Source organism: Kribbella hippodromi (assembly GCF_039531045.1).
In the GTDB taxonomy this organism is placed as follows: Bacteria; Actinomycetota; Actinomycetes; order Propionibacteriales; family Kribbellaceae; genus Kribbella; species Kribbella hippodromi.
On the sequence record NZ_BAAAPH010000007.1, the window covers coordinates 178,318 to 202,469 of the forward strand.

Annotated in this window: 21 protein-coding genes; 9 read left to right on the plus strand and 12 right to left on the minus strand. The window is 67.9% G+C overall.

The features are described from left to right. Nucleotides 1–29 precede the first annotated feature (29 nt). Nucleotides 30–1,154 carry an MFS transporter gene (locus ABD260_RS13175; protein WP_344233741.1) on the minus strand — a complete coding sequence of 375 codons (1,125 nt, stop codon included), beginning with the start codon at nt 1,152–1,154 and terminating at the stop codon, nt 30–32. Nucleotides 1,155–1,208: 54 nt separating this feature from the next. Here ABD260_RS13175 and ABD260_RS13180 point away from each other — a divergent pair, with 54 nt between their 5' ends. Continuing rightward, complete coding sequence (locus ABD260_RS13180; protein WP_344233742.1) at nt 1,209–1,946, plus strand: AraC family transcriptional regulator; 738 nt, start codon at nt 1,209–1,211, stop codon at nt 1,944–1,946. Here the strand turns inward: ABD260_RS13180 and ABD260_RS13185 are convergent. The 8 genes from ABD260_RS13185 to ABD260_RS13220 are packed head-to-tail and all read right to left on the minus strand — an operon-like array spanning nt 1,919 to nt 12,430. Beyond that, the gene (locus ABD260_RS13185; protein WP_344233743.1) at nt 1,919–2,530 is read right to left on the minus strand and encodes a TetR/AcrR family transcriptional regulator; all 612 of its coding nucleotides are present in this window, start codon (nt 2,528–2,530) and stop codon (nt 1,919–1,921) included. The two genes, ABD260_RS13180 and ABD260_RS13185, sit on opposite strands and share 28 nt — an antisense overlap. 6 nt (nt 2,531–2,536) lie before the next feature. Continuing rightward, nucleotides 2,537–4,093 (minus strand): AMP-binding protein, encoded by a 1,557-nt coding sequence (locus tag ABD260_RS13190; protein WP_344233744.1) that lies wholly within the window; start codon nt 4,091–4,093, stop codon nt 2,537–2,539. A gap of 11 nt (nt 4,094–4,104) precedes the next feature. After that, nucleotides 4,105–5,262, minus strand: a complete 1,158-nt coding sequence (locus ABD260_RS13195; RefSeq protein WP_344233745.1) for an acyl-CoA dehydrogenase family protein — start codon at nt 5,260–5,262, stop codon at nt 4,105–4,107. After that, on the minus strand, nt 5,259–7,166 hold the full coding sequence (locus ABD260_RS13200; protein ID WP_344233746.1) for an acetyl/propionyl/methylcrotonyl-CoA carboxylase subunit alpha: 1,908 nt from the start codon (nt 7,164–7,166) through the stop codon (nt 5,259–5,261). Before ABD260_RS13200 ends, ABD260_RS13195 begins: the two co-directional genes overlap by 4 nt. 56 nt (nt 7,167–7,222) lie before the next feature. Beyond that, nucleotides 7,223–8,776, minus strand: coding sequence for an acyl-CoA carboxylase subunit beta (locus ABD260_RS13205; protein WP_344233747.1), 1,554 nt, complete (start codon nt 8,774–8,776; stop codon nt 7,223–7,225). Continuing rightward, nucleotides 8,773–9,906 carry an acyl-CoA dehydrogenase family protein gene (locus ABD260_RS13210; RefSeq protein WP_344233748.1) on the minus strand — a complete coding sequence of 378 codons (1,134 nt, stop codon included), beginning with the start codon at nt 9,904–9,906 and terminating at the stop codon, nt 8,773–8,775. The genes ABD260_RS13205 and ABD260_RS13210 overlap by 4 nt, the downstream gene beginning before the upstream one ends. Beyond that, a complete protein-coding gene (locus tag ABD260_RS13215; protein ID WP_344233750.1) occupies nt 9,903–11,645 on the minus strand; it encodes an acyclic terpene utilization AtuA family protein in 1,743 nt (580 codons plus the stop codon). Before ABD260_RS13215 ends, ABD260_RS13210 begins: the two co-directional genes overlap by 4 nt. Next, a complete protein-coding gene (locus ABD260_RS13220; protein WP_344233751.1) occupies nt 11,642–12,430 on the minus strand; it encodes a TIGR03084 family metal-binding protein in 789 nt (262 codons plus the stop codon). The genes ABD260_RS13215 and ABD260_RS13220 overlap by 4 nt, the downstream gene beginning before the upstream one ends. Nucleotides 12,431–12,670: 240 nt before the next feature. On the opposite strand from ABD260_RS13220, the gene ABD260_RS13225 reads away from it, so the two are divergent. Next, the gene (locus tag ABD260_RS13225) at nt 12,671–13,414 is read left to right on the plus strand and encodes a GntR family transcriptional regulator (protein WP_344233752.1); all 744 of its coding nucleotides are present in this window, start codon (nt 12,671–12,673) and stop codon (nt 13,412–13,414) included. Nucleotides 13,415–13,417: 3 nt separating this feature from the next. Here ABD260_RS13225 and ABD260_RS13230 read toward each other — a convergent pair whose 3' ends face one another. Both ABD260_RS13230 and ABD260_RS13235 read right to left on the minus strand, forming a co-directional pair. Continuing rightward, the gene (locus ABD260_RS13230; protein ID WP_344233753.1) at nt 13,418–14,458 is read right to left on the minus strand and encodes a YncE family protein; all 1,041 of its coding nucleotides are present in this window, start codon (nt 14,456–14,458) and stop codon (nt 13,418–13,420) included. A 164-nt stretch (nt 14,459–14,622) separates the two neighbouring features. Then, nucleotides 14,623–15,192: a polysaccharide deacetylase family protein gene (locus ABD260_RS13235; RefSeq protein WP_344233754.1), complete on the minus strand. Its 570-nt coding sequence runs from the start codon at nt 15,190–15,192 to the stop codon at nt 14,623–14,625. A 22-nt stretch (nt 15,193–15,214) separates the two neighbouring features. Here ABD260_RS13235 and ABD260_RS13240 point away from each other — a divergent pair, with 22 nt between their 5' ends. The 3 genes from ABD260_RS13240 to ABD260_RS13250 all read left to right on the plus strand — a co-directional run bounded on the left by ABD260_RS13240 (nt 15,215) and on the right by ABD260_RS13250 (nt 18,903). Further along, entirely contained in the window at nt 15,215–15,442 is a 228-nt protein-coding gene (locus ABD260_RS13240; RefSeq protein ID WP_344233755.1) for a hypothetical protein, read from the plus strand. 80 nt (nt 15,443–15,522) lie between these two features. Next, nucleotides 15,523–16,161: a hypothetical protein gene (locus tag ABD260_RS13245; protein WP_344233756.1), complete on the plus strand. Its 639-nt coding sequence runs from the start codon at nt 15,523–15,525 to the stop codon at nt 16,159–16,161. 78 nt (nt 16,162–16,239) lie between these two features. Continuing rightward, on the plus strand, nt 16,240–18,903 hold the full coding sequence (locus ABD260_RS13250) for a hypothetical protein (protein WP_344233757.1): 2,664 nt from the start codon (nt 16,240–16,242) through the stop codon (nt 18,901–18,903). A 19-nt stretch (nt 18,904–18,922) separates the two neighbouring features. Here ABD260_RS13250 and ABD260_RS13255 read toward each other — a convergent pair whose 3' ends face one another. Continuing rightward, nucleotides 18,923–20,119, minus strand: a complete 1,197-nt coding sequence (locus ABD260_RS13255; protein WP_344233758.1) for an RNA-guided endonuclease InsQ/TnpB family protein — start codon at nt 20,117–20,119, stop codon at nt 18,923–18,925. Nucleotides 20,120–20,220: 101 nt separating this feature from the next. Between ABD260_RS13255 and ABD260_RS13260 the strand changes: the two genes are divergently transcribed. The 4 genes from ABD260_RS13260 to ABD260_RS13275 all read left to right on the plus strand — a co-directional run bounded on the left by ABD260_RS13260 (nt 20,221) and on the right by ABD260_RS13275 (nt 24,148). Then, entirely contained in the window at nt 20,221–21,108 is an 888-nt protein-coding gene (locus ABD260_RS13260) for an N-acetylglucosamine kinase (RefSeq protein ID WP_344233759.1), read from the plus strand. Then, nucleotides 21,105–21,773 (plus strand): N-acetylmannosamine-6-phosphate 2-epimerase, encoded by a 669-nt coding sequence (locus ABD260_RS13265; RefSeq protein WP_344233760.1) that lies wholly within the window; start codon nt 21,105–21,107, stop codon nt 21,771–21,773. Before ABD260_RS13260 ends, ABD260_RS13265 begins: the two co-directional genes overlap by 4 nt. A gap of 114 nt (nt 21,774–21,887) precedes the next feature. Further along, a complete protein-coding gene (gene ngcE, locus ABD260_RS13270) occupies nt 21,888–23,258 on the plus strand; it encodes an N-acetylglucosamine/diacetylchitobiose ABC transporter substrate-binding protein (protein ID WP_344233761.1) in 1,371 nt (456 codons plus the stop codon). Then, nucleotides 23,258–24,148: a carbohydrate ABC transporter permease gene (locus ABD260_RS13275; protein ID WP_344233762.1), complete on the plus strand. Its 891-nt coding sequence runs from the start codon at nt 23,258–23,260 to the stop codon at nt 24,146–24,148. The genes ngcE and ABD260_RS13275 overlap by 1 nt, the downstream gene beginning before the upstream one ends. Nucleotides 24,149–24,152: the final 4 nt, after the last annotated feature.

The window sequence follows — 24,152 nt, forward strand, 5'->3', positions numbered from 1 at the left end:
CAGGGCCGGTTAGCGCCGGAGAGAGCCGCTCAGGCCGGTTCGGTGAGCGCGTACCCGAGCAGGCTGCCGCACAGCGCGAGCGCGATCAGCGTCGACAGCGCGACTCGCAGCGAGGTGTGCTCGGCGATCGTGCCGAGGACCGGGGTCGCGACGCCGCCGATGCTGACCGCGAGGCCGAGCGTCATGCCGCCGGCGGTGCCGACGCGGCCGGGCAGGAAGTCCTGACCGAGCGTGACATGCAGCGAGAACGGGATCGACAGCGCGATCGCGGTCAGCGCGAGGAACCCGAAGAACGCCGGGCCGGGTACGAACACCAGGCCCGCGAGCGCCGGCACCGCGCTCGCGTACGAGACGCGCAGCGTACGAACCCGCCCGTACCGGGTCGCGAACCGCCCGCCGAGCAACGTACCGAGCGCACCGGCCGCGAACAGGACGAACAACGCGACCCCGCCGGTGGCCGTCCCGCCGCCGACCCGCTGTCCCGCGTACAGCGCGATGAACGTCCCGAGGCCGACGAACACGATCGACCGGCAGACCATGATCACCGACAACCGCAGGAACGACGACCAATCGTCCGGTCCCTCCACCTGGGTACGAGCGGCCGCGCCCGTGACCCGGGAGCGGACCGCCCACGAAGTGATCGCCGCACCGAAGATCGCCGGGACGACGAGCACTGGCGTCAGCGCGAGACCGCCCGCGGCGATGATCGGCGTGACCAGGACCGGCGCCAGCGCGAAGCCGACGTTCCCGCCGACCGAGAACCAGCTCATCCCGACATGGCTGCCACCGCTCACCACCCGCGCCATCCGCGCCGCCTCCGGGTGGTACGCGGCCACGCCGAGCCCGGACAGCGCCGCGGCGAGCCAGCTGAGTAGGTAGCCGTCGCCGACGCCGATCAGCGCGATCCCGAGCCCGGCCGTGGTCATCGCGATCGGGATCAGCCAGGTCAGCGGCCGCCGATCGGTCAGTACGCCGAACAGCGGCTGCACCACCGATGACAGCAACGTGGCGGCCAAGGTGATCCCGGACACCGCCACGTACCCGAGCCCGCGCTCCGCGACCAGGAACGGCACCAACGCGGGTACGCAGCCCTGGTACACGTCCACGCAGGCGTGGCCCGTCGCCATCAATCCGATCGGTCGAAGTTTCCGCACCTGACGATCGTCGTCGCCACGACCCTTGTCCGGCTTCCGATAAAATGCCAATTGATGCCGGAAACCAGCCAACGGCCCGCAAACACCGGTCACCGCCCGATCCAGGCCGGTGGCGGGATCGAGGCGCACTGGCATGACCGGCACCAGATCGTGTACGCGGGCCGCGGCGTGCTGTCCGTGACGACCGATGCGGGCAGTTGGGTGGCGCCTGGGACCCGGGCGATCTGGATTCCGGCCGGCACGGTTCATCAGCACCGCGCGTACGGTGAAACCGCGCTGCACACGATCGGCCTCGAGGACAACCCGCTGAGCCTGGACGTCCCCTCGGCACTGGTAGTCAGCCCGCTGCTCCGCGAGCTGATCCTCACCTACACCTCAACCGAAGCGGATCAGACCGAGCCGGCCGAGCGGGCGCGGCTGCGTGCTGTGCTGCTGGACCAGCTGCGACGCTCCCCGCAGCGCCCCACCTATCTACCCACCGCCCGTGACCCGCGGCTCGCAGCAGCCTGTGCATTGCTTGTGGATAACCCGGCCGACGGCAGGACACTGACCCAGCTTGGTGCAGTAGTAGGTGCGAGCGAACGCACCCTGAGCCGCCTGTGCAAGACCGACCTCGGCATGACCTTCCCGCAGTGGCGCACGCAGCTCAGACTGCACGAAGGACTCCGGCTGCTGGCGGAAGGAGAGTCAGTGACCCGCGTGGCTCATGCCTGCGGCTGGGCGTCGACCAGTGCGTTCATCGACACCTTCCGCCGCGCGTTCGGTCACACACCGGGCTCCCGCAGAGCCTGATCCAGGATGCGGCTCCACTGGCGTACGATCCCGCGCCGTCGCGCACTGTCATCGGTCAACAGAGCAGCAAGCCCAAGTCCGCGCGCCATGTCCAGTACGCCCTGCACCGTCTCCCGTACGCCTGCAGTCCGTTCACTCACCTCTAGTACTTCCAGCAACGCCCGGTGCGCCTGGCGACCTACATGTGCTTCCAGCCGCACTATCTGTTGCCGGAGTGCCTCTTCAGTCGACGCAGCCACCCACAAGTGCAGCGCGGCGCGGAACAGCGGCCCGGTGTACACATCCGCCAGCATCCCCACGATCGCCTCAGTACGCCCCGCGCCGCTCGGCAGACCGGACGCCTGCGCGCGGATCTCCGCGAGCCGCACCTCGGTCATGTACTCGACCGCTGCCGCGAAGAGGTCCGCCCTGGTCGGGAAGTGATGCTGCGCCGCCCCACGCGATACGCCGGCCCGGGTCGCCACCACACTCACCGTCGTCGCCGCGTACCCGACCTCCGCGAGTGACTCCACGGCCGCCGCCAGCAACCGCTGCCGCGTCGCCCGCGACCGGTCCTGCTGCGGCGCCCGCAGCACCTCACTCACGGGACCTCATTCACGGCCCGCCTCGCGCGCCCGCAGTTCCCGTCGCAGGATCTTTCCGGACGCGGCCTTCGGTACCGCGTCGATGAACTCCACCTGCCGGATCTTCTTGTACGGCGCCACCCGCGCCGCCACGTACTCGATCACGTCCTCCTCGGTCAGCGGCACCCCGGGCATCGGTACCACGAACGCCTTCGGGATTTCGTTGCCGTCAGCATCGACCCCGATCACCGCCGCGTCCGCGATCCGCTCGTCCGTGAGCAGGACAGCCTCCAGCTCCGCGGGCGGCACCTGGTACCCGTGGTACTTGATCAGCTCCTTCACCCGATCCACGACGTACAGATAACCGCGCTCGTCCATCCGCCCAATGTCGCCGGTGTGCAGCCAGCCGTCCCGATCGACGGTGGCGTCGGTGTCGGCCGGCCGCCCGAGGTATCCCTTCATCACCTGCGGCCCGCGAATCCAGATCTCCCCCTCGTCGGTGTCGTTGCCATCAGCACCGACCAGCCGCATCTCGGTGGATGGGAAGAGCTTCCCGACCGCGCCCGGCGGCGGTTCCGGGTCGTCCTGCGGTACGGCGTGCGTGCCCGGCGACAGTTCGGTCATCCCGTACGCCTGCAGGACCGCGTGCAACCCGAGCCGCTTCGCGCACGCCTGCGCCAGCTCGCCGTCGAGCGGCGCCGCGGCCGACGTCACGTACTTCAACCGGGACAGGTCGTACCCGTCGACGGCAGGGTGCTTTGCCAGCGCGAGCACCACCGGCGGCGCCACGAATGCGCGCGTGATCCGCTGCTGATCGAGCGTGGTCAGGAACTGCTCCAGGTCGAACTTGGGCAGCACGACGACGGTGATGCCGAGCCGGAGCGGCAGGTTCATCAGCACCGACAGCCCGTAGATGTGGAAGAACGGCAGGATCGCGATCACCCGTTCGCCCGGAGCGATCCGGATCATCACCTCGGCCTGGGAGATGTTGGTCGCGATGTTCCGGTGGGTCAGCATCACGCCCTTCGCCGCACCGGTGGTCCCGCTGGAGTACGGCAGCACTGCCACATCGGACGCTGGATCGATCGTCACCGACGGCTCCGGCGCGGTGGACGCGAGCAGTTCCTGCACCGACCGGTACCCCTCGGCCTGGTCGCAGACGAAGATCTGCTCGACGCCAGTACCCTCGACCGCCGCGGACGCGATCGGCAGGAACAGCGAAATCGTCACCAGCAACTTCGCCTTCGAGTCGACCAGTTGCTTGTGCAGCTCGTCGGCGGTGTAGAGCGCGTTCACCGTGGTCACGGTCGCGCCGGCGCGGGTGGCGCCGTAGAACACGGCCGGGTACAGGATCGTGTTCGGGCTGTGCAGCGCGATCACATCACCGTGCCGGATGCCGAGCTCGGCCAGGCCCGCAGCGATTCGCCGGGTCATGTGGTCCAGTTGCGCGTAACTGAGCTCCTGGCCGGTGACACCGTCGACCATCGCGGGCCGGTCGCCGTACTCCTGCGCCCGGCCGAGGACGGCGTCGTGGATCGGGAGGTCGAGCACCTCGACGGGTGGAAACTCGCTGGTGATGATCATGCCGAGGCCTCTCAGTAGGACTTGGGCAATCCGAGACTGTGCTGGGCGACGAAGTTCAGGATCATCTCCCGGCTGACCGGGGCGATCCGGGTGGCGCGGGCGACCGCGACCAGGGCCGCGACGCCGTACTCGACCGTCATCCCGTTCCCGCCGAGTGACTGCACCGCCTGATCGGTGGCGCGAACAGCGACCTCACCGGCGGCGTACTTGGCCATGTTCGCGGCCTCGCCCGCGGCCAGGTCATCGCCCGCGTCGTACAGGGCCGCGGCCTTCTGCATCATCAGCCGCGCCAGCTCCAGCTCGATCTTGATCTGGGCCAGCGGGTGCGCGAGGCCCTGGTGCGCGCCGATCGGGGCCTTCCACACCGTGCGTTCCTTCACGTACGTGGTCGCCTTGCCGAGCGCGTGCCGCGCGATGCCGATCGCGAACGCCGACGCCATGATGCGCTCGGGGTTGAGCCCCGCGAACAACTGCATCAGGGCTGCGTCCTCGGATCCGACGAGTGCATCGGGCGGGAGTTGTACGTCGTCCAGGAACAGCGCGTACTGCTTGTCCGGGCTGATCAGGTCCATCTCGATCTGCCGGAACTCGACGCCCGGCGCGTCTATCGGGACGATGAACAACGCGGGCTTGAGCTTGCCGGTGCGGGCGTCCTCGGTCCGGCCGACGACCAGAACCGCCTTCGCGACGTCGAGACCGGAGATGAAGACCTTGCGCCCGGTCAGCGACCAGCCGTCGCCGGTGCGGCGCGCGGTGGTGGTGATCTGGTGTGAGTTCGAGCCGGCGTCCGGTTCGGTGATCGCGAACGCCATGATCGTGCTGCCGTCCGCGAGACCGGGCAGCCAGCGCTGCTTCTGGTCGCCGGTGCCGAAGCGCGAGATCACGGTGCCGCAGATCGACGGCGACACGACCATCATCAGCAATGGGCAGCCGGCCGCGCCGAGTTCCTCGAGGACGATCGAGAGGTCGGCCATCCCGCCGCCGCCACCGCCGTACTGCTCGGGGAGGTTGACGCCGAGGAAGCCGAGCTTGCCGGCTTCGCGCCACAGCTCGGCGGTCGACCCACCGGACCGCGCCTGCCGGTTGAACCACTCGTAGCCGTACTTCGCCCCGAGCTCCCCGACGACCTTCCGCAACTCCCGCCGTTCCTCGGACTCCACGAAATTCACGTTGCCTCCCCAACCACGGCAAGTACCGCACCGACCTCTACCTGTTGTCCAGCGTCCACCGGCAACTCGTTCACCACGCCGTCGGCCGGGGCGGCGATCGTGTGTTCCATCTTCATCGCCTCCAGCCAGAGCAGCGGTTGCCCATGCGTCACCTTGTCGCCGACCCGCACGCCGACGCGTACCACCGTCCCGGGCATTGGCGCCACCAACGACCCGGCCGCGACCTGCCCGGCCGGATCGACGAACCGCGGAACCGAGGTCAGGCTGACGCTGCCGAGCGCCGAGTCCACGCACACCAGCCCGTCGTACGCCGCGACCGCGAAGGACCTGCGGACACCATCGACTTCCAGCACCACCTGCTCCGGCGCCGACTCGATGAGCCGTACGTTGCCATCCGCAACCAATCCGTCGCGGGTCAACCGATACGCGACCTCGTGGACGGCATCGCCTACCTGGTAGCTCTTCCGCTGCGGTTGCGACGGCACATTGCGCCAGCCGCTCACGACGCGCACCGGCGTACGCGCCTGCCGCCCCGCCGCGTCCGCCAACGCCGCGGCCAAGGCGGACAGCCGTAGTACCGCTTCGTCCGGCGCCACACCCACGCCGTGCTGGTCGAAGAACGCCGTGTCGGTATCGCCCGCAAGAAAGGCCGGATGCCGCAAGATCCACGCCAGCAGTTCGCGATTCGTTCCTACACCGTGGATCGCCGCTCGGTCCAGTACGCCGGCAAGCCGCCGCGCCACCGCCGTACGGTCCGGCCCGGAGGCGATCACCTTCGCCAGCATCGCGTCGTAGTACGGCGAAACCTCCGAGCCGCCTTCTACGCCGGAGTCCACTCGTACGTCCGGCGACAGGTCGAAGCGGTGCAGTACGCCGGTCTGTGGTTGCCAGTCGCGGAGCGGGTCCTCGGCGTACAGGCGTACCTCGATGGCGTGACCAACGGTCGGCGGTGGTTCCGGTACGAGGTGCGCACCGCCCGCGATCGCGAACTGTAGTTCGACCAGGTCGAGTCCGGTCGTCTCCTCCGTGACCGGGTGCTCCACCTGAAGGCGGGTGTTCATCTCCAGGAAGTAGAACTCTCCGGCCTCGTCGGCGAGGAATTCGACGGTGCCCGCGCCGATGTAGCCGATCGCGGCAGCCGCGGTGCGGGCCGCGTCGAAGAGGCGCGGGCGCATGGATGGGATGCGTTCGACCAGCGGCGACGGGGCCTCTTCGACGACCTTCTGGTGGCGGCGCTGGATCGAGCACTCGCGCTCACCGACGGCCCAGCTCGTGCCGTGCTGGTCGGCCATGATCTGAACTTCGATGTGCCGCCCGCTCGCCAGGTAGCGCTCGCAGAAGACGGTGCCGTCGCCGAAGGCCGACAACGCCTCGGCTGATGCTGCCTCGATCTCGGTTGCCAGGTCTTCGAGGCGCGTTACGACCCGCATGCCGCGTCCGCCGCCGCCTGCTGATGCTTTCACCAGGACGGGGAGGTTTGCTGCGGATACTTCGGCGGGTGTCAGCTCGGTGAGGACTGGGACGCCGGCGGCGGCCATCAGCTTTTTGGCTTCGATTTTCGAGCCCATGGACGAGATTGCGTCGACTGGTGGGCCGATCCAGGTCAGGCCGGCGTCGATGACTGCCTGGGCGAAGGCGGCGTTTTCGGACAGGAAGCCGTAGCCAGGGTGGATCGCGTCGGCGCCCGCTCGCTTGGCTGCCTCGATGATCAGGTCGGCGCGTAGGTAGGTGTCGGCGGGTGTGTTGCCCGGGAGGTGTACGGCCGCGTCTGCTTCCTTCACAAACGGCATGGATGCGTCCGCGGTGGAGTGGACGGCGACCGTGGAGAGCCCGAGGGTGCGGGCGGTCCGGAAGATCCGCCGCGCGATCTCGCCGCGATTGGCGACCAGTACCGAGGTGATCACGCGAGCCTCCTCGGCGCGGTGAAGGGAAAAGCGGGTGGCGCGGTGGGCATCGTCGATCACATCCTGAAGACGCCGAAGGAGGTGGTGCCTTCGACTGGGGCGGAGTGGATGGCGGACAGGCAGATGGCCAGTACGGTCCGGGTGTCCCGCGGATCGATCACCCCGTCGTCGTACAACCGTCCGGACAGGAACATCGGCAGCGACTCCGCCTCGATCTGCCCCTCGACGTACGCGCGCAACTGCTTGTCGGCCGCCTCGTCGTACGGCTGCCCTTTCGCCTCGGCCGCCGCCCGCGCCACGATCGACAGCACGCCGGCCAACTGCTGCGGCCCCATCACCGCGGACTTCGCGGACGGCCACGCGAACAGGAAGCGCGGATCGAACGCGCGACCACACATCCCGTAGTGCCCGGCGCCGTACGAAGCACCCATCAGGATCGAGAGGTGCGGCACCTTCGAGTTGGACACCGCGTTGATCATCTGCGCGCCGTGCTTGATGATCCCGCCCTGCTCGTACTCCTGCCCGACCATGTAGCCGGTGGTGTTGTGCAGGAAGATCAACGGCGTGTCCGACCGGTTCGCCAGCTGGATGAACTGCGCCGCCTTCTGCGACTCCTCGCTGAACAGCACGCCGCGCGCATTCGCCAGGATGCCCACCGGGTACCCGTGCACCGACGCCCAACCGGTCGCGAGCGACGACCCGTACAGCGGCTTGAACTCGTCGAACACCGAGCCGTCCACCACCCGGGCGATCACGTCCCGCGGATCGAACGGGATGCGTAGGTCACCCGGCACGATGTCGAGCAGGTCATCCGCGGCGAGCAGCGGTTCGGCGTACGCGGGTGCCGGCGCCGGACCGCGCTTGCGCCAGTTCAGCCGGGAGACGATCTGCCGCCCGAGCCGGATCGCGTCCGGTTCGTCGACCGCGAAGTAGTCGGCCAGCCCGGACTGCCGCGCGTGCATCGCCGCGCCGCCGAGCGACTCGTCGTCGGCGTCCTCGCCGGTCGCCATCTTCACCAGCGGCGGCCCGGCCAGGAACACCTTCGCGCCGCCGTCGACCATCACCACGTAGTCGCTCATCCCTGGGATGTACGCGCCGCCCGCGGTCGAGTTGCCGAACACCAGCGCGATCGTCGGTATCCCTTCGGCCGACAGCCGGGTCAGATCCCGGAACATCGCGCCGCCCGGAATGAAGATCTCCTTCTGCGTCGGCAGATCCGCGCCGCCGGACTCGACCAGACTGATCACCGGCAGCCGGTTCGCCCGCGCGATCTCGTCGGCGCGCAACGCCTTGCGCAACGTCCACGGGTTGCTGGCGCCGCCCTTGACGGTCGGATCGTTCGCGGTGATCAGGCACTCGACCCCTTCGACCACGCCGATTCCGGTCACCAGGCTGGCGCCGACGGTGAAGTCCGAGCCCCAGCCGGCCAGCGGCGACAGCTCGAGGAAGTACGAGTCGGGGTCGAGCAGCAGCTCGATCCGCTCCCGCGCCAGCAGCTTGCCGCGCTGGTGATGCCTGGCGACATACTTCTCACCGCCGCCGGCGAGCGCCTTCGCATGCTCCTCGTCCAGCGCGGCGAGCTTCTCCAGCATCAGTTCGCGATTGCTCATCCAGTGAACCCCAGTCGTTTGGAGGCCAGGCCGGTCAGGATCTCGGTGGTCCCGCCGCCGATGGCGAGGATCTTCTGGTCGCGGTACTGACGTTCCACTTCGGCCTCTCGCATGTACCCGAGACCGCCGTGCAGCTGCACCGCCTGGTCGCAGACCCACTGCCCGGCTTCCACCGCCGTGTTCTTCGCGAAGCAGGTCTCGGCGATCACGTCCTCGCCGCGTACGGCGCGCTCGGCCACCGCGTGCACGTACACCCGCGCGACATCGATCCGCCGTGCCATCTCCGTCAGTGTGTGCTGCACCACCTGCCGGGAAATCAACGGCCGCCCGAACGTCTCCCGTTGCTTGCACCAGGCAACAGTCAGCTCCAGAGCACGCTGCGCCCCCGCGTACGCCTGCACCGCCAGCGTCAACCGTTCCGCGACGAAGTTCACCGCCAGCTGTACGAAGCCTGAGTCCTGTACGCCGACCAGATTCGCGACCGGGACGCGTACATCCGTGAACGACAACTCGGCGGTGTCCGAGCAGAGCCAACCCAGCTTCTCCAGCTTGCGCGACACCACGAAGCCCGGCGTGTCTCGCTCGATCACCAGCAAGCTGATCCCGTGCGCACCAGGTCCACCCGTACGCACAGCTGTCGTCACGAAGTCCGCCCGGCAGCCGGAGGTGATGTACGTCTTCGCACCGTTGACGACGAAGACATCACCAACGCGTCGGGCCGTCGTACGCACCGAGGCGACATCCGAGCCACCATCGGGTTCAGTGATCGCCAGCGCACCGATCAGCTCGCCGTCCAACGTTGGTCGTACCCACCGGTCGATCTGTTGTTCATTGCCAGCAGCAATGATGTGCGGCAGGGCGATGCCGCAGGTCAGCAACGAGGCGACCAGGCCGCCCGACCCGCCGGCGTAGTGCATCTCCTTGACCACCGCGATCGAGTCGAGCAGTGACCCACCGCCACCTCCAACCGCCTCCGGAAAGCCGACGCCCAGCAGGCCGAGCTGGCCGGCCTTCTTGTGCAGGTCACGCGGTAGTTCACCGGCTCGTTCCCAGTCGTCCAGCGACGGCAGGACCTCGGCCGCCATGAACCGCCGGACCGTGTCGCGTAGCGCGTCCCGCTCGGCTGTCATAGCAGCACTTCCGGCACGTCGACGTACCGCGACCGCAGCCACTCCCCGAGCGCCTTCGCCTGTGGGTCAAAGCGTGCCTGCGCGGCAACGCCTTCGCCGAGGAGGCCCTCGACCACGAAGTTGACGGCCCAGAGATTCGGCAGCAGATAGCGGTGAACGGTCAGCGGACGGGTTTCGGGGAGGAGCGTCTTGAAGAGCTCGGTGGTGAGGGAGTGTGCGAGCCAGCGCCAGGTCTTCTCGTCGCGGACCCACACGCCGACGTTCGCGTCGCCGCCCTTGTCGCCCGAGCGCGCACCGGCGATCCGCCCGAGCGGGACCTCGCGAGTACGCATCCGTCCGCTCGATGCCAGTTGTGGCAACGGCATCGGTGGCTGGATGTCCTCGACCGGTTCGAGCGACCTCGTCTCGGCCGCTGGTTCGATCACCTGGCGCGATCCGTCCGGGAGTACGACCACGTGCTCCACCTCGTGGATGTCGACGTACCCAGCGCGGAACACGCCGTACGGTGAGCCGTCGCCGGGCGGCGCGGTGACATGGAACCCGGGGTAGCTCGCCAGCGCCAACTCGACCGCGGCGCTGCTGAACGCGCGGCCGACCACCTTCGGGTCCGGGTCCTTCACCGCGCAGCGGAGGAAGACGCTGGCCTCCTGCTCGGACTCGGCGTTCGGCTTCTCGGTCCAGGCCAGCGTCCACTTCAGCTCGGCGGGACGCTTCGGCAGCGCCTGCTCCAGCTGGCGCTGGACCAGCTCGGCCTTCTGTTCCAATTGCAGCCCGGTCAGCACGAAGTCGACCTCGTTGCGGAAGCCGCCGACGCTGTTCAGCGAGACCTTGTACGTCGGCGGTGGTGCCTCGCCGCGAACACCGGAGATCCAGACCCGATCGGTGCCATCAGCAACCAGTTCGATCGTGTCCAGGCGGGTGGTGACGTCCGGACCCGCGTACCGGGCGCCGGTGATCTCGTACAGGAGCTGAGCCTTGACGGTGTCGATGGTGACCGCGCCGCCGGTGTGGTCGTGCTTGGTGATCACGCTGCTGCCGTCCGCGTGGATCTCCGCGATCGGGAACCCGGGGCGGCCGAAGTCGTGGAGCTCGGTGAAGAACGCGTAGTTGCCGCCGGTGGCCTGGCAGCCGCATTCGATCACGTGCCCGGCGACGACGGCGCCGGCAAGTTCGTCGTACTGGGTCCGCTTCCAGCCGTGGTGGGCGGCGGCCGGTCCGACGATGACCGAGGCGTCGGTGACGCGGCCGGTCACGACCACGTCCGCGCCGGCGCGGAGGGCTTCGGCGATACCCCAGGCGCCGAGGTACGCGTTGGCTGTCAGGGGTTTGCCGAGGTTCAGTTCGTCGCTGCGGGCGAGGAGGTCGTCGCCTTCGACGTACGCGATCTTGGGGTGCAGGCCGAGGTTGTCAGCCAGGTCGTGGATGGCTTGGGCCAGGCCGGCGGGGTTGAGGCCGCCGGCGTTGCTCACGATCTTGACGCCGCGGTCCAGGGCTTCGCCGAGGTTGGCTTCGAGCTGTTTGAGGAAGGTGCGCGCGTAGCCGAGGGACGGGTCCTTGAGGCGGTCGCGGCCGAGGATGAGCATGGTCAACTCGGCCAGGTAGTCGCCGGTCAACACATCCAGTGGCCCACCGGTCAGCATCTCCTGGACAGCACTGAACCGATCCCCGTAGAACCCGGACGCATTCCCGATCCGAACCACCGCCCCGGAGCCAGCTACCCCATCGGCCGTCCCGGTCATGCGAACTGTCCTGGGCGGCGGCCCTTGCCCGGGAGCCCCGCGAAGGCCTGGATGATCCCCAGCCACTCCTCCGCCTCGGCACCTTCCGCCCGCACCGCCACGTCATCCCGATGCCGCCGCTGCGTCGCCAGCAAACAAAAGTCCACCGCCGTCCCACTCACCCGTTGCGCGGCATCCTCCGGCCCCCACGTCCACACGTCCCCATCAGGCCCGCTGAGCTCCACGAAGAACTCGTCGCCTGGCGGAGTGCGGTTGTTGAGTACGTACGCGAAGTCCCGCGTACGCACCGCAAGATGCGCCACGTGCCGCAACCGGCTGCTCGGCTCCCGCCGGACCCCTAGCGCATCGAATACGTCTTGCCCGTGCGCCCACGTCTCCATCAGCCGCGCGGTAGCCATCGACGTCGGGCTCATCGGCGGCCCGTACCAGTGCATCTTCTCCCCGGCCGGCACCTTCTTCAGCGCCTCCGCGACCTCGGTCCGGGCCTCCCGCCAGTACGTGAGCAGCTGATCGGGCGGCAGCGCGGCAGTCTCGGCCGCACCGTCGTCGACGTACGTGGACGGATTCGCGGCCGCCACCCGCAACGACTCCTTGAACCCGTCCGGATCGGTCGCCGACAACCGCGCCGCCTCGTCGGTCCAGGCCAGGTGCGCGATCTGATGCGCGATCGTCCACCCCTCGGCCGGCGTCGGCGTCGCCCATTCATCGGCCGCCAGCCCACCGACCAGCCGGTCCAGCTCGGCACTCTCGGCCCACAGATCCGCCAGCACGTCATCCAGCCGCACGCCACACTCCCTCAGCAGGGGTTCGGTTCCCCGAGCGTCCCACTGCTGACAAAAAGAATCAACCGTGCTTGTTTTGGGAGATGATCGGCAGCTCGACAGGTAGTACACCCGCGATACGCCGTACGCACCGGCCACCTCACGCTCAAGTGCACTAGGCAGGTCTCGACACGTCCTGTCGAGCTGGCGACGATTGTGATGGAAAGGGTTTCGGAGTAGTCCACTTGGTGTTACTCAGGACCAATGCATGGTTCGCTGCCGGGGAAGGCCGCCGAGATCCGGGCGCTGCTGCTGAGTCTGATCGACACGCTGCCGGAGGGCGCCGCGCTGCCACCCGAGCGCGAGCTGGCCGCGCGCTGGAACGTCGCGCGGATGACGCTGCGCCGCGCGGTGGACGAGCTGGTGATCGAGGAACTGCTGGTCCGCCGGCACGGCAGCGGGACGTACACGACCCGCCCGAAGGTGGCGCGCTGGCTGGGCATGATCGGGTTCTCCGAGGACATCCGCCGCCGCGGGATGCGGCCGGGCAGCACGATGCTCGAGTTCCGGCACCAGAAGGCCGAGCGCGCGGCGGCACGGCGGCTGCGGATCCCGGTCGGCGACGCGATCATCGGGTTCACCCGGCTGCGGCTCGCCGACAACCATCCGATGGTGGTGGAGCGTACGACACTGCCGGCCGCGTATGTGCCCGGTCTGCAGGCCGATGATCTGAACGGCTCGCTGTACGACCTGCTCACCAGCCGGTACGGGATCGATGTCGTGAGCGGCACCTCGCGCCTCGAACCGGTGATGCCCGACGCGAAGACAGCCGGCTGGCTGGACATCCCCACCACGCAACCCTGTCTCGCCGTCCACGGCATCAGCTTCGACAGTCGCGATCGCGTCTTCGAGTACACGTCGGCCGTCTATCGCGGTGACCGCTACGCCTTCACCACCGAGCTACGGACGACCACTCCCAGCCCACGCGCGAACGCCAAAGGGCTGTAGGTCCTAACGGAAGATCCCGGTGTGGCCGAGCGAGTACCGGCCGGGCTGGGGGAAGACGGCCAAGCCGTGCGGCCCTTTGCCGACCGGGATGCGGGCCAAGAGCTTGCCGGTACTCAACCGGATCGCATACACGACCGAGTTGTACCGGCCGGACACCCACAGCACATTGCCGTCCGGCGACACCCCGCCCATGTCGGGACTGCCGCCGCCGGGGATCTTGATCTTCTTCACCACCTTCCGGGTGACGAAGTCGAACAGCGAAATCGAGCCCTCGCCCCGGTTGGTGATGATCAGGTCGCGCGAGTTGCGCGTGACGTACAGCCCGTGCGCGCCCTTGCCGGTCGGGATGAAGCCCTGGATCGCGACCGGCGGATGCGTCGAGACCACCCACATCCCGTTGCTCATCATGTCCGCGACGTAGTAGAACCGCCCGTCCGGCGACAGCTTCACATCCTGCGGCATCGGCGCGTGCATCCCGGCCATCCCGGCCATACTGGGCAGCTTCAGCACCTGCAGTACTTTCTCCGCGGCCGTGTCGACGAGCAGCAGCTGCCCGGAGAACTCACACGACACCAGGAACGTCTTGCCGTCGGCCGCGAAGTCTGCGTGGTTCACCCCGGCACACGGCACCGGCACGGTCTTCTGTACGGCCATCGTGTGCGGATCGCGGAAGACCAGCTGCTTGTCGTTCGACGCCATCACGACCGCGTGCTTGCCGTCCGGCGTGAAGTACAGGTTGTACGGATCGTGGACCGCGACCGGCTTGCCGGGCAGACCGGTGACCGGGTTGATCGGCGTCAGACTGTTGCCGAGGTCGTTGTTCACCCACAACGTCTTCAGATCCCAGGACGGTACGACGTGCTGCGGTTCCCGCCCGGTACGGAACGTGCGGATCACCTTGTACGTCCGCGGATCGATCTCGGTCACTGTGTTGCTGCCGCTGTTCGGTACGTAAATACGCAGCGGCACTCCGCGTACGGCCTTGGCGAACTGTCCCGGCCGGTCCGCGGCCCACACGTCAGTCGGCGAGAGCGGCCGCGGCATGCCGGGAAGGAAGGTAGGCGCCTGTTCGGCCGCTGGTTTGGTCTCTTCGCGTGGGGCGGTCGTCGAGGTCGGGGCGGAGGAAGCGGAAGAGGCGGCGGGGTGGCCGCTGCCGGAGCACGCGCTCGCGGTCAGTGCCACGAGCACGCTCAGAGCGACCAGTCGTTTCATTGCAGCAATTCGCTCAAGGTGACGGGGGCGAGGTGTTTGGCCGACAGACCGGACAGGATCTGCGGGAGTGCCTTGACCGTGACCGGATGGCCGAGATGCAGGCTGACGATCGAACCCGGACGAACTCCGTCCAGGACCGCCTTCACCACGGTCGCGGCAGGTGGGTCCTGCCAGTCGAGACCGTCGACGTCATAGGACACACACGCAGCGTAACCCGCGGCGGCGGCCGACGAGCGAATCAGTGGTGTCGTCTGCTGCGTACCCGAGGCGCGGAACCAGCGCCCTTGGCTGTTCGTGGCGCGGCGCAGAACCGCTGCGCAGTCGCCGATCTCGCGCCGTGCGTCGGCGGCGCCGAGTTTGCGCATCGGCTTGTGGTGCATGGTGTGGTTGCCGAGGTCATGGCCACCTTTCAGGACCCGGGTGGCCATCTCGGGATGAGCGACCAGCCAGGTGCCGACCGCGAGAACGCTGACCTTGGCGCCGGCCTTCTCGACCAGATCGAGTATTTCGGTCCCGAGGGCCGGATCGCCATTGCCGTGAAAGGTCAGCGCGACCTTTGGAACCATCCTCGGGCCGTGACCGATCTCGGTGGCTTCGCTTGGCGGGGCAGGTCGTGGACCGGCCGGTCTCTTCGCGGCCGGGTGCGTTGAGGACGGCGCGGACGCCGGCTGGGAGGCCGTGTCCGGCGGGGCGTTCTTCGCCTGGTTGTCGCTCGAGCAGGCAGCCACCGTTCCCGTACCTATCGCCAGCAGGGCAGACCTCAGTACGGTTCGTCGTTCCACAGCCATGACGGCGAACGTACGCAGCGCCGCCTGAGGGGACGCTGAACCTGGACGCGATGATTGAGGCGTCAAGGTGATTACCTGACGTGGCCGGTTGGTTACTAGGTTGACCAGATGGATCTCGGGAATCCGATCAGTACCGCAGTTCCGTCGCTGGACGGCCCGGTGCTGCAGGTGCTGGCCCGCGCCGACGAGGGCCTGTCCGGCCGGCAGATCCACAAGCTCGCCGGTTCGGGCAGCGTCGCGGGCGTACGCCTGGTGCTGCAGCGGCTGGCCGCGACCGGTCTCGTCCACGTCGACGACCTCGGCAACTCACTGCTCTACCGGCTCAACCGCAAACATCTCGTCGCGCCGATCGTCGAGCAACTCGCGGACCTCCGCAGTACGCTCGTCGCCCGCCTCACCGACGAATTCAGCCGCTGGCTTATCCCGCCCGTCCACGCCGGCGTGTACGGCGCGATCGCCCGCGCCGACGGCGATCTGGACAGCGATGTCGACCTGCTTTTGATCCGGCCGGACCAGCACGAGTTCGAGGACGCACGCTGGGAGGACCAGGTCACGCGCCTGATGCAAACCGTCGTCGACCTCACCGGCAACGCCGCCCACATCTTCGAACTCAGCCAGTCCGAGCTGGCCGATCACCTCGCCACCGAAGCCCCCATCCTGAACGACTGGACCAGCCCGAGCATCCACCTCACCGGCGCCCCGCTGGCCACCGTCCTCGCGGGCAGCCGCCAGCTCGCAATCCACTAGCCGGCGTCGTTCGGTCCGGTTCGAAGTGGTCTAGCCGGAGTGCTTTACCGGGTCGGGTTCGTCCGCGACAGTGAATCGGTGCCTGCATCGTCTGTTGCGTTGATCGGACCACCCGGCCCGGCGGCCGCCTTCACCGCTGCCCTCGACCAGGCCGGTCTCGCGTACGAAACGTACGATGAACTGCCCGTGGAGCTGGCCCGATACCGGGCGGTGGTTGTGCTCGCGGGCACGTATCCGGAGCCGGGGCGGATCGACAGTTCGCGATTGGCGGAGTACGTGCGCGCGGGCGGGTCGGTCTATGTCGAGTACACGCTCGACGACGGGTTCCTGCCGGCCGGTCCGGTACGGGACGCGCATATCGAACGGATCTTCACGCGGGAAGCGCTGGCCGGGATCGAGCCGCTGAGCATCCTCGACGAGCAGCTGTCCCGGGCGCAGGAGGTGATTGCGCCGGAAGGTTTGGTCGAGTTGCTGACGTACGGCTCGGTCGCCGGTACGCACAAGGCGGTGTTCGGTCCGCCCGAGCACACGTTCCCGGCTCTGCTCGACATCCCGGTCGGCGAAGGGCGGTTGCTGTACGCGACGACCGCGCTGAGCCATCACGTCCGCGGCCGCTACAAACCCGTACGCCGGTGGACGCGACTGCTCCAACTCATCGTCGCCGAACTCACGGGCACCGAAGCGCCCACCGACGTGGAAGTCTTCACCGAACCCCGCGTCTGGGTCGCATCCGGCGAACCGGTCAAGGTGGTGGTGCGGTCTGGGGCCAAGCCACCGGTCGCGGATGTCGAGCTGACTGAGGTCTCACCGGGCAGGTACGAGTCGGAGCCGACGGTGCTTCCCGATGGTGAGCACACGTTCGTTGTCGGCGAGCAGAGCGCGACGGTGACGGTCGGCTCGCGGGCCGAGCGGTATCGGCGGATGGTCGATCGGGGAATCGCCTGGTTCGACCGGGCCGGGATGTTCTACGACGCGCCGGACGGGTCGCGCGGCGTCGCGGAAGGGTTCTCGAACGAGATCGGGTTCGACGGGAAGCTGCCGTTCCGGCCGGTGCCGCGGGGCGATTGCTACACCCAGACCGCGCACGCGTTCCGGCTGTACGCCGACCTCGCCGACTTCCCGCGCGGTCATGCGATCGCGGCGAACTTGATGCGGCAGGTTGTGGACGAAGAGCAGCTCACCGATCGCAACCCGTTGTACGGCGCGTTCGAACCGCGCGGCTCGCGGACCGACCTGACCCGGACCAACAATCTGTTCGCCGACGACGGCGGCTGGATCTCGTTGTTCGCGTTGATCTCCGGTCACCTCGAAGCCGGGCTGCGCGGGGTCGAGTCGCTGATCCGGACCGCGAACACCGAGCTCGGGCTGCAGGTCGACCCGTGGCGTACGCCGTCCACGCTGATGGTGAAGGGCTGGGACGAGTTCGGCCGGAGCCCGATCGAGGACGGTCTGGATCTGACGTCGCATTGGCAGAGCTCGGCGTTGTGCGCGTACCTCTACGCGTACGGGATCACCGGCGAACCGTCGTACCTGGAGATCGCCGAGCGCGGGCTCGACCACATGGCGTCGCATCATCCGCGCGCGCGGTTGGAGACCAGCCGGACCTGTGAGGCAGGGCGGTTCCTGCTGCCGCTGGCCGGCGGGTACTTCTACACCCGCAAGCCCTTGTACCTGGAGACCTTGCTCGATTTGGCCGCGTACTTGAAGAGCCGCCAAGGTCCGGACGGTGGATTCGCCGAGTGGGACGGCAAGTGCCCGCCGAGCAACGAGGCGTACGGGGTGGACGAGGCCTCGATCTTCCAGGCGAACGGCGATCCGGTCACGGACCAGCTGTACGGCTCGCCGTTCGCGGCCTGGGCGCTGCCGATCGTCCACCAGATCACCGGCGAGCCGGTCTTCGCGGAGCTCGCCGAGGGGGTGCTTGATTATCTGAGCCGGATTCAGATCGACGATCCGGACGACGAGCAGTTGCACGGTACGTGGCAGCGCGCGTTCGACTTCGAGGCCTGGGAGTACTTCGGCTCGAACGCCGACATCGGCTGGGGCCCGTACTGCGTCGAAACCGGCTGGTCAGTCGCGCCGACCTTGATCGCCGCCATGCAGTACCTCCAGGGCAAACCCTTCTTCCCAGAGGTTGAAACCGCCGGAAGGAATGAGGTCGTTGCTTCGGTGCGCTCCGAGTTCGACTCGATCCTCGCCGGGGAACCAGCCGAGCCCACCTTCCACCTCCGCGCCGACGGCCGGATCATCCGCCGTCAAGGAGGCGTCCAGGCAATCCTCGGGGACCTAGAGGCAGCCGGCGAACCAGCCTGGGCCCGCAACGACCCGTGGAACTCCTACGAGATCTACGTCCGCGGCACCGACAACCACCTGCACCACACCTACCTCGACGACCGCGCCGGCCAAGGCCGCTGGCAGCAACTCGGCGACCTCGAACTCGCCGACGACCCAGTGGTCGCCTTCAACCCGGGCGCCGACGCCATCGAGGTCTACGTACTGGCCGCCGACCGCCGAATCCACCACTGCTCCATGATCGACGTCCGCGGCGGCCACACCCCATGGGAACCTGTGGGTACGCTGCACTTCACCGGTTCACCCGCCGTGATGTACGACGAGAACCTCGGCACCGTCCGCCTCACCGCGAACGACACCGCCGGCCAAGACCGCCGTACCCGCAAGGTGAACCGCTGGCACCTCCCCTGGCAGGACTACTCGCACTGGTTGACGTCCTCCCCATCATGACCGACAGGGATTCCAACTACTACGCGGAGGTAGTGCGTTGAGGTTCACGCTTCGACGAAACCACTGCTGGCGTTTCTCGGCGTGCTCTGACGGCCCGCCCGGCCGCGATATTGACTGCTGCGTTCACGTCTGCGTTGGCTCGGTGCCCGCAGGCGACGCACCGGAAGAGCGCTTGGCTCTCGCGATTCTCCGGTGCGCAGTGCCCACAGACACTGCAAGTCTGCGATGTGAAAGCGGGGCTGACTTTCTCCAGGCGTCCAGGTGCCTTGTCCTCCAAACGAACGATCAAGGCACCCCAGCCGCCGGCCAGAATGCCGCGATTGAGCGCAGCCTTGGCATCGCGCCGGTTCGGGAGGTACCTGCCGGGTCTCGCCGGATCGAGCTTTGCTTTCGGCTTTCGGACGAGTTGCTTGATGCGAAGATCCTCTACCCGGATGATATCGAACCGCCGAGCCAGGTCGGTGCTGGTCTTCTCCACCCAGTCCTTCCGGCGATCTGTGGCCCGGGCGAACATCTTGGCGATTGCCGCCTTTACCCGTCGCCGTCGCCTGGAACCCGGGCAGGAACGGGAGAGCCGTCGCTGCAGGTGTTTCAGTCGTACCTCTTCGGTTGCCGACAGCCCAGGACAGCTCAGTTGCTCCCCGGTCGACAACGTCGCCGAGACGACGACGCCGAGGTCCACTCCGATGACCCCACCGTTGCCAGGAGCGGGAATCTCCGGTGGAATGGCGGCAAAGGCGATGTACCAGCGGCCGGCGCGGTCCTGGACGATGCGGTACGACCTACTGGCCGGCACAGGGCGCGAAACCCGCAGGCGTATCCAACCGATCTTCGGCACCTGCACGACAGCCCATCGTCGATTCTTGCTGATCAGTCGCGAGGCTTGATGTGCGACGATCCGGAAGCCTTCGTGGACGCCGGCAGTCCGCCAGGTGGGGCGTCGATGAGTACCGCGGTAGAAGGACTGGACGGCTTGATCGAAGTCTCGCAACGCCTGCTGTTGGACGATCCGGGACCCGGCGCGGAGCCAACTGAACTCGGCTCGAGCCTCGGTCAGTTGCCGGTCCTGCGCGAAGTACGACGGTGTCGACCTCCGTCCCTTGGTCCACGTCAACCACTGCTCGAGTGCCAGGTTCCACACGTAGCGGGCATGCCGGCAGTGCTCTCGCAGCATCTGCTCCTGCCGCGGACTCGGATACAGCCGGAACCTGGACACAGCATCTACTCAATCAGTCAGCATGGACATTTCTTGAGCTCGGAAGGGAGGCGGTCGCGGCGCCGGTCAGCTGACCAGGAGTCCCTGCGACCACTACCTCAATGAATCGCATTGCTATTGATGGTGGTCAGTCTGCTCTTCGGCTTCGGGTGTTGCCTTCGGGGCGGACCGGCGTGGGGCCTGGATACACGCATGGGCCGGATGCGCTGGTGAGGATGCTCGACGCGATTCGGGCCGCGGCGGCTGAGGTTGAGTTGCGTGGGCCGGTTGAGGTGGTCGCGCTGGGGCTCACCGGTTATCCACAGGCTCCGGGGGTCGCGGAGCGGTTCGCCGGGCAGGTTGGTGAACTGCTGGATGCGGACGAGGTGCGGTTGACCCAGGACATGGTGACCGCGCACGCCGGGGCGTTGCCCGACGGGTACGGCGTGGTGGTTGCCGCAGGCACCGGGTTGGTGTGTCTCGCGGTCGACCGGGACGGGACGTGGCGGAAGCTGGACGGTCACGGGTACCTGTTCGGTGATGCGGGGAGTGCGTTCGCGATCGGCCGCGCGGGATTGGTCGCCGTACAGCGGGCGCGGGACGGACGCGGACCGGTGACGAAGCTGGCCGACACCGCGATCGACCCGGTGACGCTGTACCGATCGTCGACATTGGTCGACGACGTGGCCCGCTTCGCCCCGGAAGTACTTCGTTGTGCCGCGGAAGGTGATCCGGTTGCGCACGAGGTGCTCGTACACGCCGCTGGTGATATCGCTGAGACGATCGGCGCGGCAGTCGCGCAGCTTGCGGGCGAAGGACCGGTGCCGGTCGCCTGCGTCGGCGGGCTGTTCGCGGGCGCCGGTGAGCAACTACTGACCCCGGTCCGCGCGGCCCTGCCCGCCCGCGCTCGGCTCATCCCAGCCGCCGGCAACTCGCTCGACGGCGCCGAACGGCTCGCGACCGGTCCGACCGGGACGTACGCGGACCTGATCGTGACCTACCGTCGATGAGAGCGCTTGCACCCGGCACCCTGGTGGTGTCCTGTCAGGCAGGTCCCGAGAACCCGCTGTACGGTCCGGCCGGGATGGCGCTGATGGCCCAGGCCGCCGAGGCGGGCGGAGCCGGCGCGATCCGCGCGAACGGACCGGACGACATCGTCGCGATCCGGGCGGTCACCGAGCTGCCGATCATCGGCATCCACAAACTCGGCGATCCGAGCGGGGTATTCATCACCCCGACGTACCAGGCTGCCGCCGGCATCGTTGCCGCCGGAGCCGACCTCGTCGCGCTGGACGGGACGCTACGACCCCGCCCGGACGGCCGCCCGCTGGCCGATCAGATCGACCGCATCCACGCCGAGCTCGGCGTACCGGTGATGGCCGACGTGGACACCCTGGACGCCGGTCTGGCGGCCCGGGACGCGGGCGCCGACGTGGTCGCGACGACGCTGTCGGGCTATACCAATGGCCGTCCGCCGGCCGGACCTGATGTCGAACTGGTCCGGCGGCTCGCGGCGAAGCTGGACTGCCCGATCGTTGCCGAAGGCAGGATTCGGACCCCCGACGACGTCCGCAGGGTGTGCGATGCGGGCGCGTACGCGGTGGTGGTCGGGCACGCGATCACCAACCCGATGGACCTGACCGCGCGGCTGGTCGGTGCGATTCCGCTGCCGTAGAGCAGATCAGTGGTCTAGTCCATCTTGTCGATCGAGGTCGAATCCCCTTCCGCCCGGACGGCCGCCGGGCGTATCCATGTCCCAGCCCGTGCCCCAACGGCGAGAGGACGCACCATGATCGAGGTCGACCGTCGTACCCTGCTCCGCGCCGCGCTGGCCGGCTCCGCCGTCGCCACCCTCGCCGCCTGCGCGAAGCCGGTCCAGGACAAGACCGCGGCCGCCGGCACCGGGACCTCGGTGGACGGCAGCAAGCCGCTGGAGTTCTTCAACTTCGACGGCGGCTACGGCAAGGAATGGACCACGATGCCGCTGGATCTCTACCGCAAGGAGTTCCCGAAGGCGGACGTGAAGCTGACCAGCGGGCAGCAGCTCCAGCAGCAGCTGCAGCCGCGTTTCATCCAGGGCAACCCGCCCGACCTGATCGAGAACGTCGGCCTCGACGGTGCCACCCTGGCCGCGCAGAAGCAGGTCATGGACATCGGCCCGCTGCTGGACCTGGACGCGTACGACGAGCCCGGCAAGAAGGTCCGTGACACGCTGCTCCCCGGCGTCGCCGAAGCGGGGCGGTACGACGGCGTGAAGTACGAGATGCCGTACGTGTTCGGCGTCGGCGGGATCTGGTACAGCAAGCCGATGATGGACAAGCACGGTTGGGCGTACCCGAAGCACTGGGACGAAATGCTCGCGCTCTGTGCGGAGATCAAGAAGACGACGGACATCGCGCCGTGGACGTACCAGGGCAAGTTCCCCGGGTACCTGACCAACCCGATGCTGATGACCGCGTACAAGGCCGCCGGGCCGGACCTGAAGAAGAAGGTCGACAACCTGGAGCCGAACGCGTGGCGCGATCCGGCGCTGATCGCGGCCGCCGAGGGCTACCAGGAACTGGCCGCGAAGGGCTACCTGCTGGAGGGCTCGCAAGCGCTCTCACACACGCAGTCGCAGACGTACTGGGCGCAGGGCAAGGCGGTCTTCATCCCGTGCGGCGGCTGGCTGGAGAACGAGCTCGGCGCGATCGCACCGAAGGACCTCGGCATGACGATGGTCCCCGTACCGGGCATGTCGGCGGCGGACAAGGCGCCCTTCGAAACCGTCACCGGCGGACCCGGCGGCGCGCTGATCGTGCCGGCGAAGGCGAAGAACCCGCAAGGCGGGATGGAGCTGCTGCGGATCATCCTGTCCAAGCAATGCATGCGGAACTTCACCCAGGTGACCAAGTCACTGACCGTGGTCAAGGGCGCCAGCGACGGGGTCGAGCTGTCGTCGGCGAACAAGTCCATGCAGGCGGTGATCGAGGCAGCCGGGACGAACATGTTCGCTGACTGGCAGTTCCGGATCTGGTACAAGAAGCTGCTGGACAACTCGGACAAGGCGATGGCCGCGCTGATGAACCGCGAGGTCACGCCGGACGAGTGGAGCAAGCAGATGCAGAAGTACGCCGACGAGACCGCCAAGGACCCGTCGATCAAGAAGTTCCACGCCTGATGCACCACGGGAAGTACCGGTTCATCATCAGTCTGCTGGCGGTTCCGCTGGCCGTGTACGCGGTGTTCGTGGTGTCGCCGTACGTGCAGGCGTTCCCGATCGCGTTCACGAACTGGGAAGGACTTTCGGCGAGCTACCAGTACATCGGGTTCGGGAACTTCGTCACGCTGTTCCACGACTCGGTGTTCTGGGTGGCGCTGCGGCACAACCTGTTCCTGCTGGTGTCGCTGCCGGTCATCATCGTCACCCTGTCGCTGTTCTTCTCCGCGGCGCTCAACTACCAGGGCGGCGTACCGGGGTCGCGGATCTACAAGGTCGTGTACTTCTTCCCGGGCGTGCTGTCGATCGCGATCATCGGTGTGCTGTGGCAGTTCGTCTTCGAGCCGCGGAACGGGTTGCTGAACGGGTTCCTGCGGGCGATCGGCCTGGACGGGCTGGCGCGGTTGTGGCTCGGCGACGGCAAGACCGCGCTCGGGTCGATCATGGCCGTGGTGGTGTGGGGCGGTGTCGGGTTCTACGTCGTGCTGTTCACGGCCGCGATGTCGGCGATCCCGCGCGAGTTGTACGAGGCGGCGACGCTCGACGGAGCCGGCGCGGTGCAGTCGTTCCGGCGGGTGACGCTGCCGCTGATCTGGAACACGGTGCAGACCGCGCTCGCGTTCCAGGTGATCGGCGCGCTGGACCTGTTCGCCTTGGTGAAGATCCTGTCGGTCGGCCCGGGCGGTCCGGACGATGCGACCCAGGTGATCTCGCTGTACATGTACACGAACGCGTTCACGTACGGGAAATTCGGGTATGCGTCCGCGATCGGTGTCACGTTGTTCCTGATCAACATGATCCTGACCCTGCTCACGTTCCGGCTGACCCGGCGCGAGCGGGTCGAGTACTGAGGAG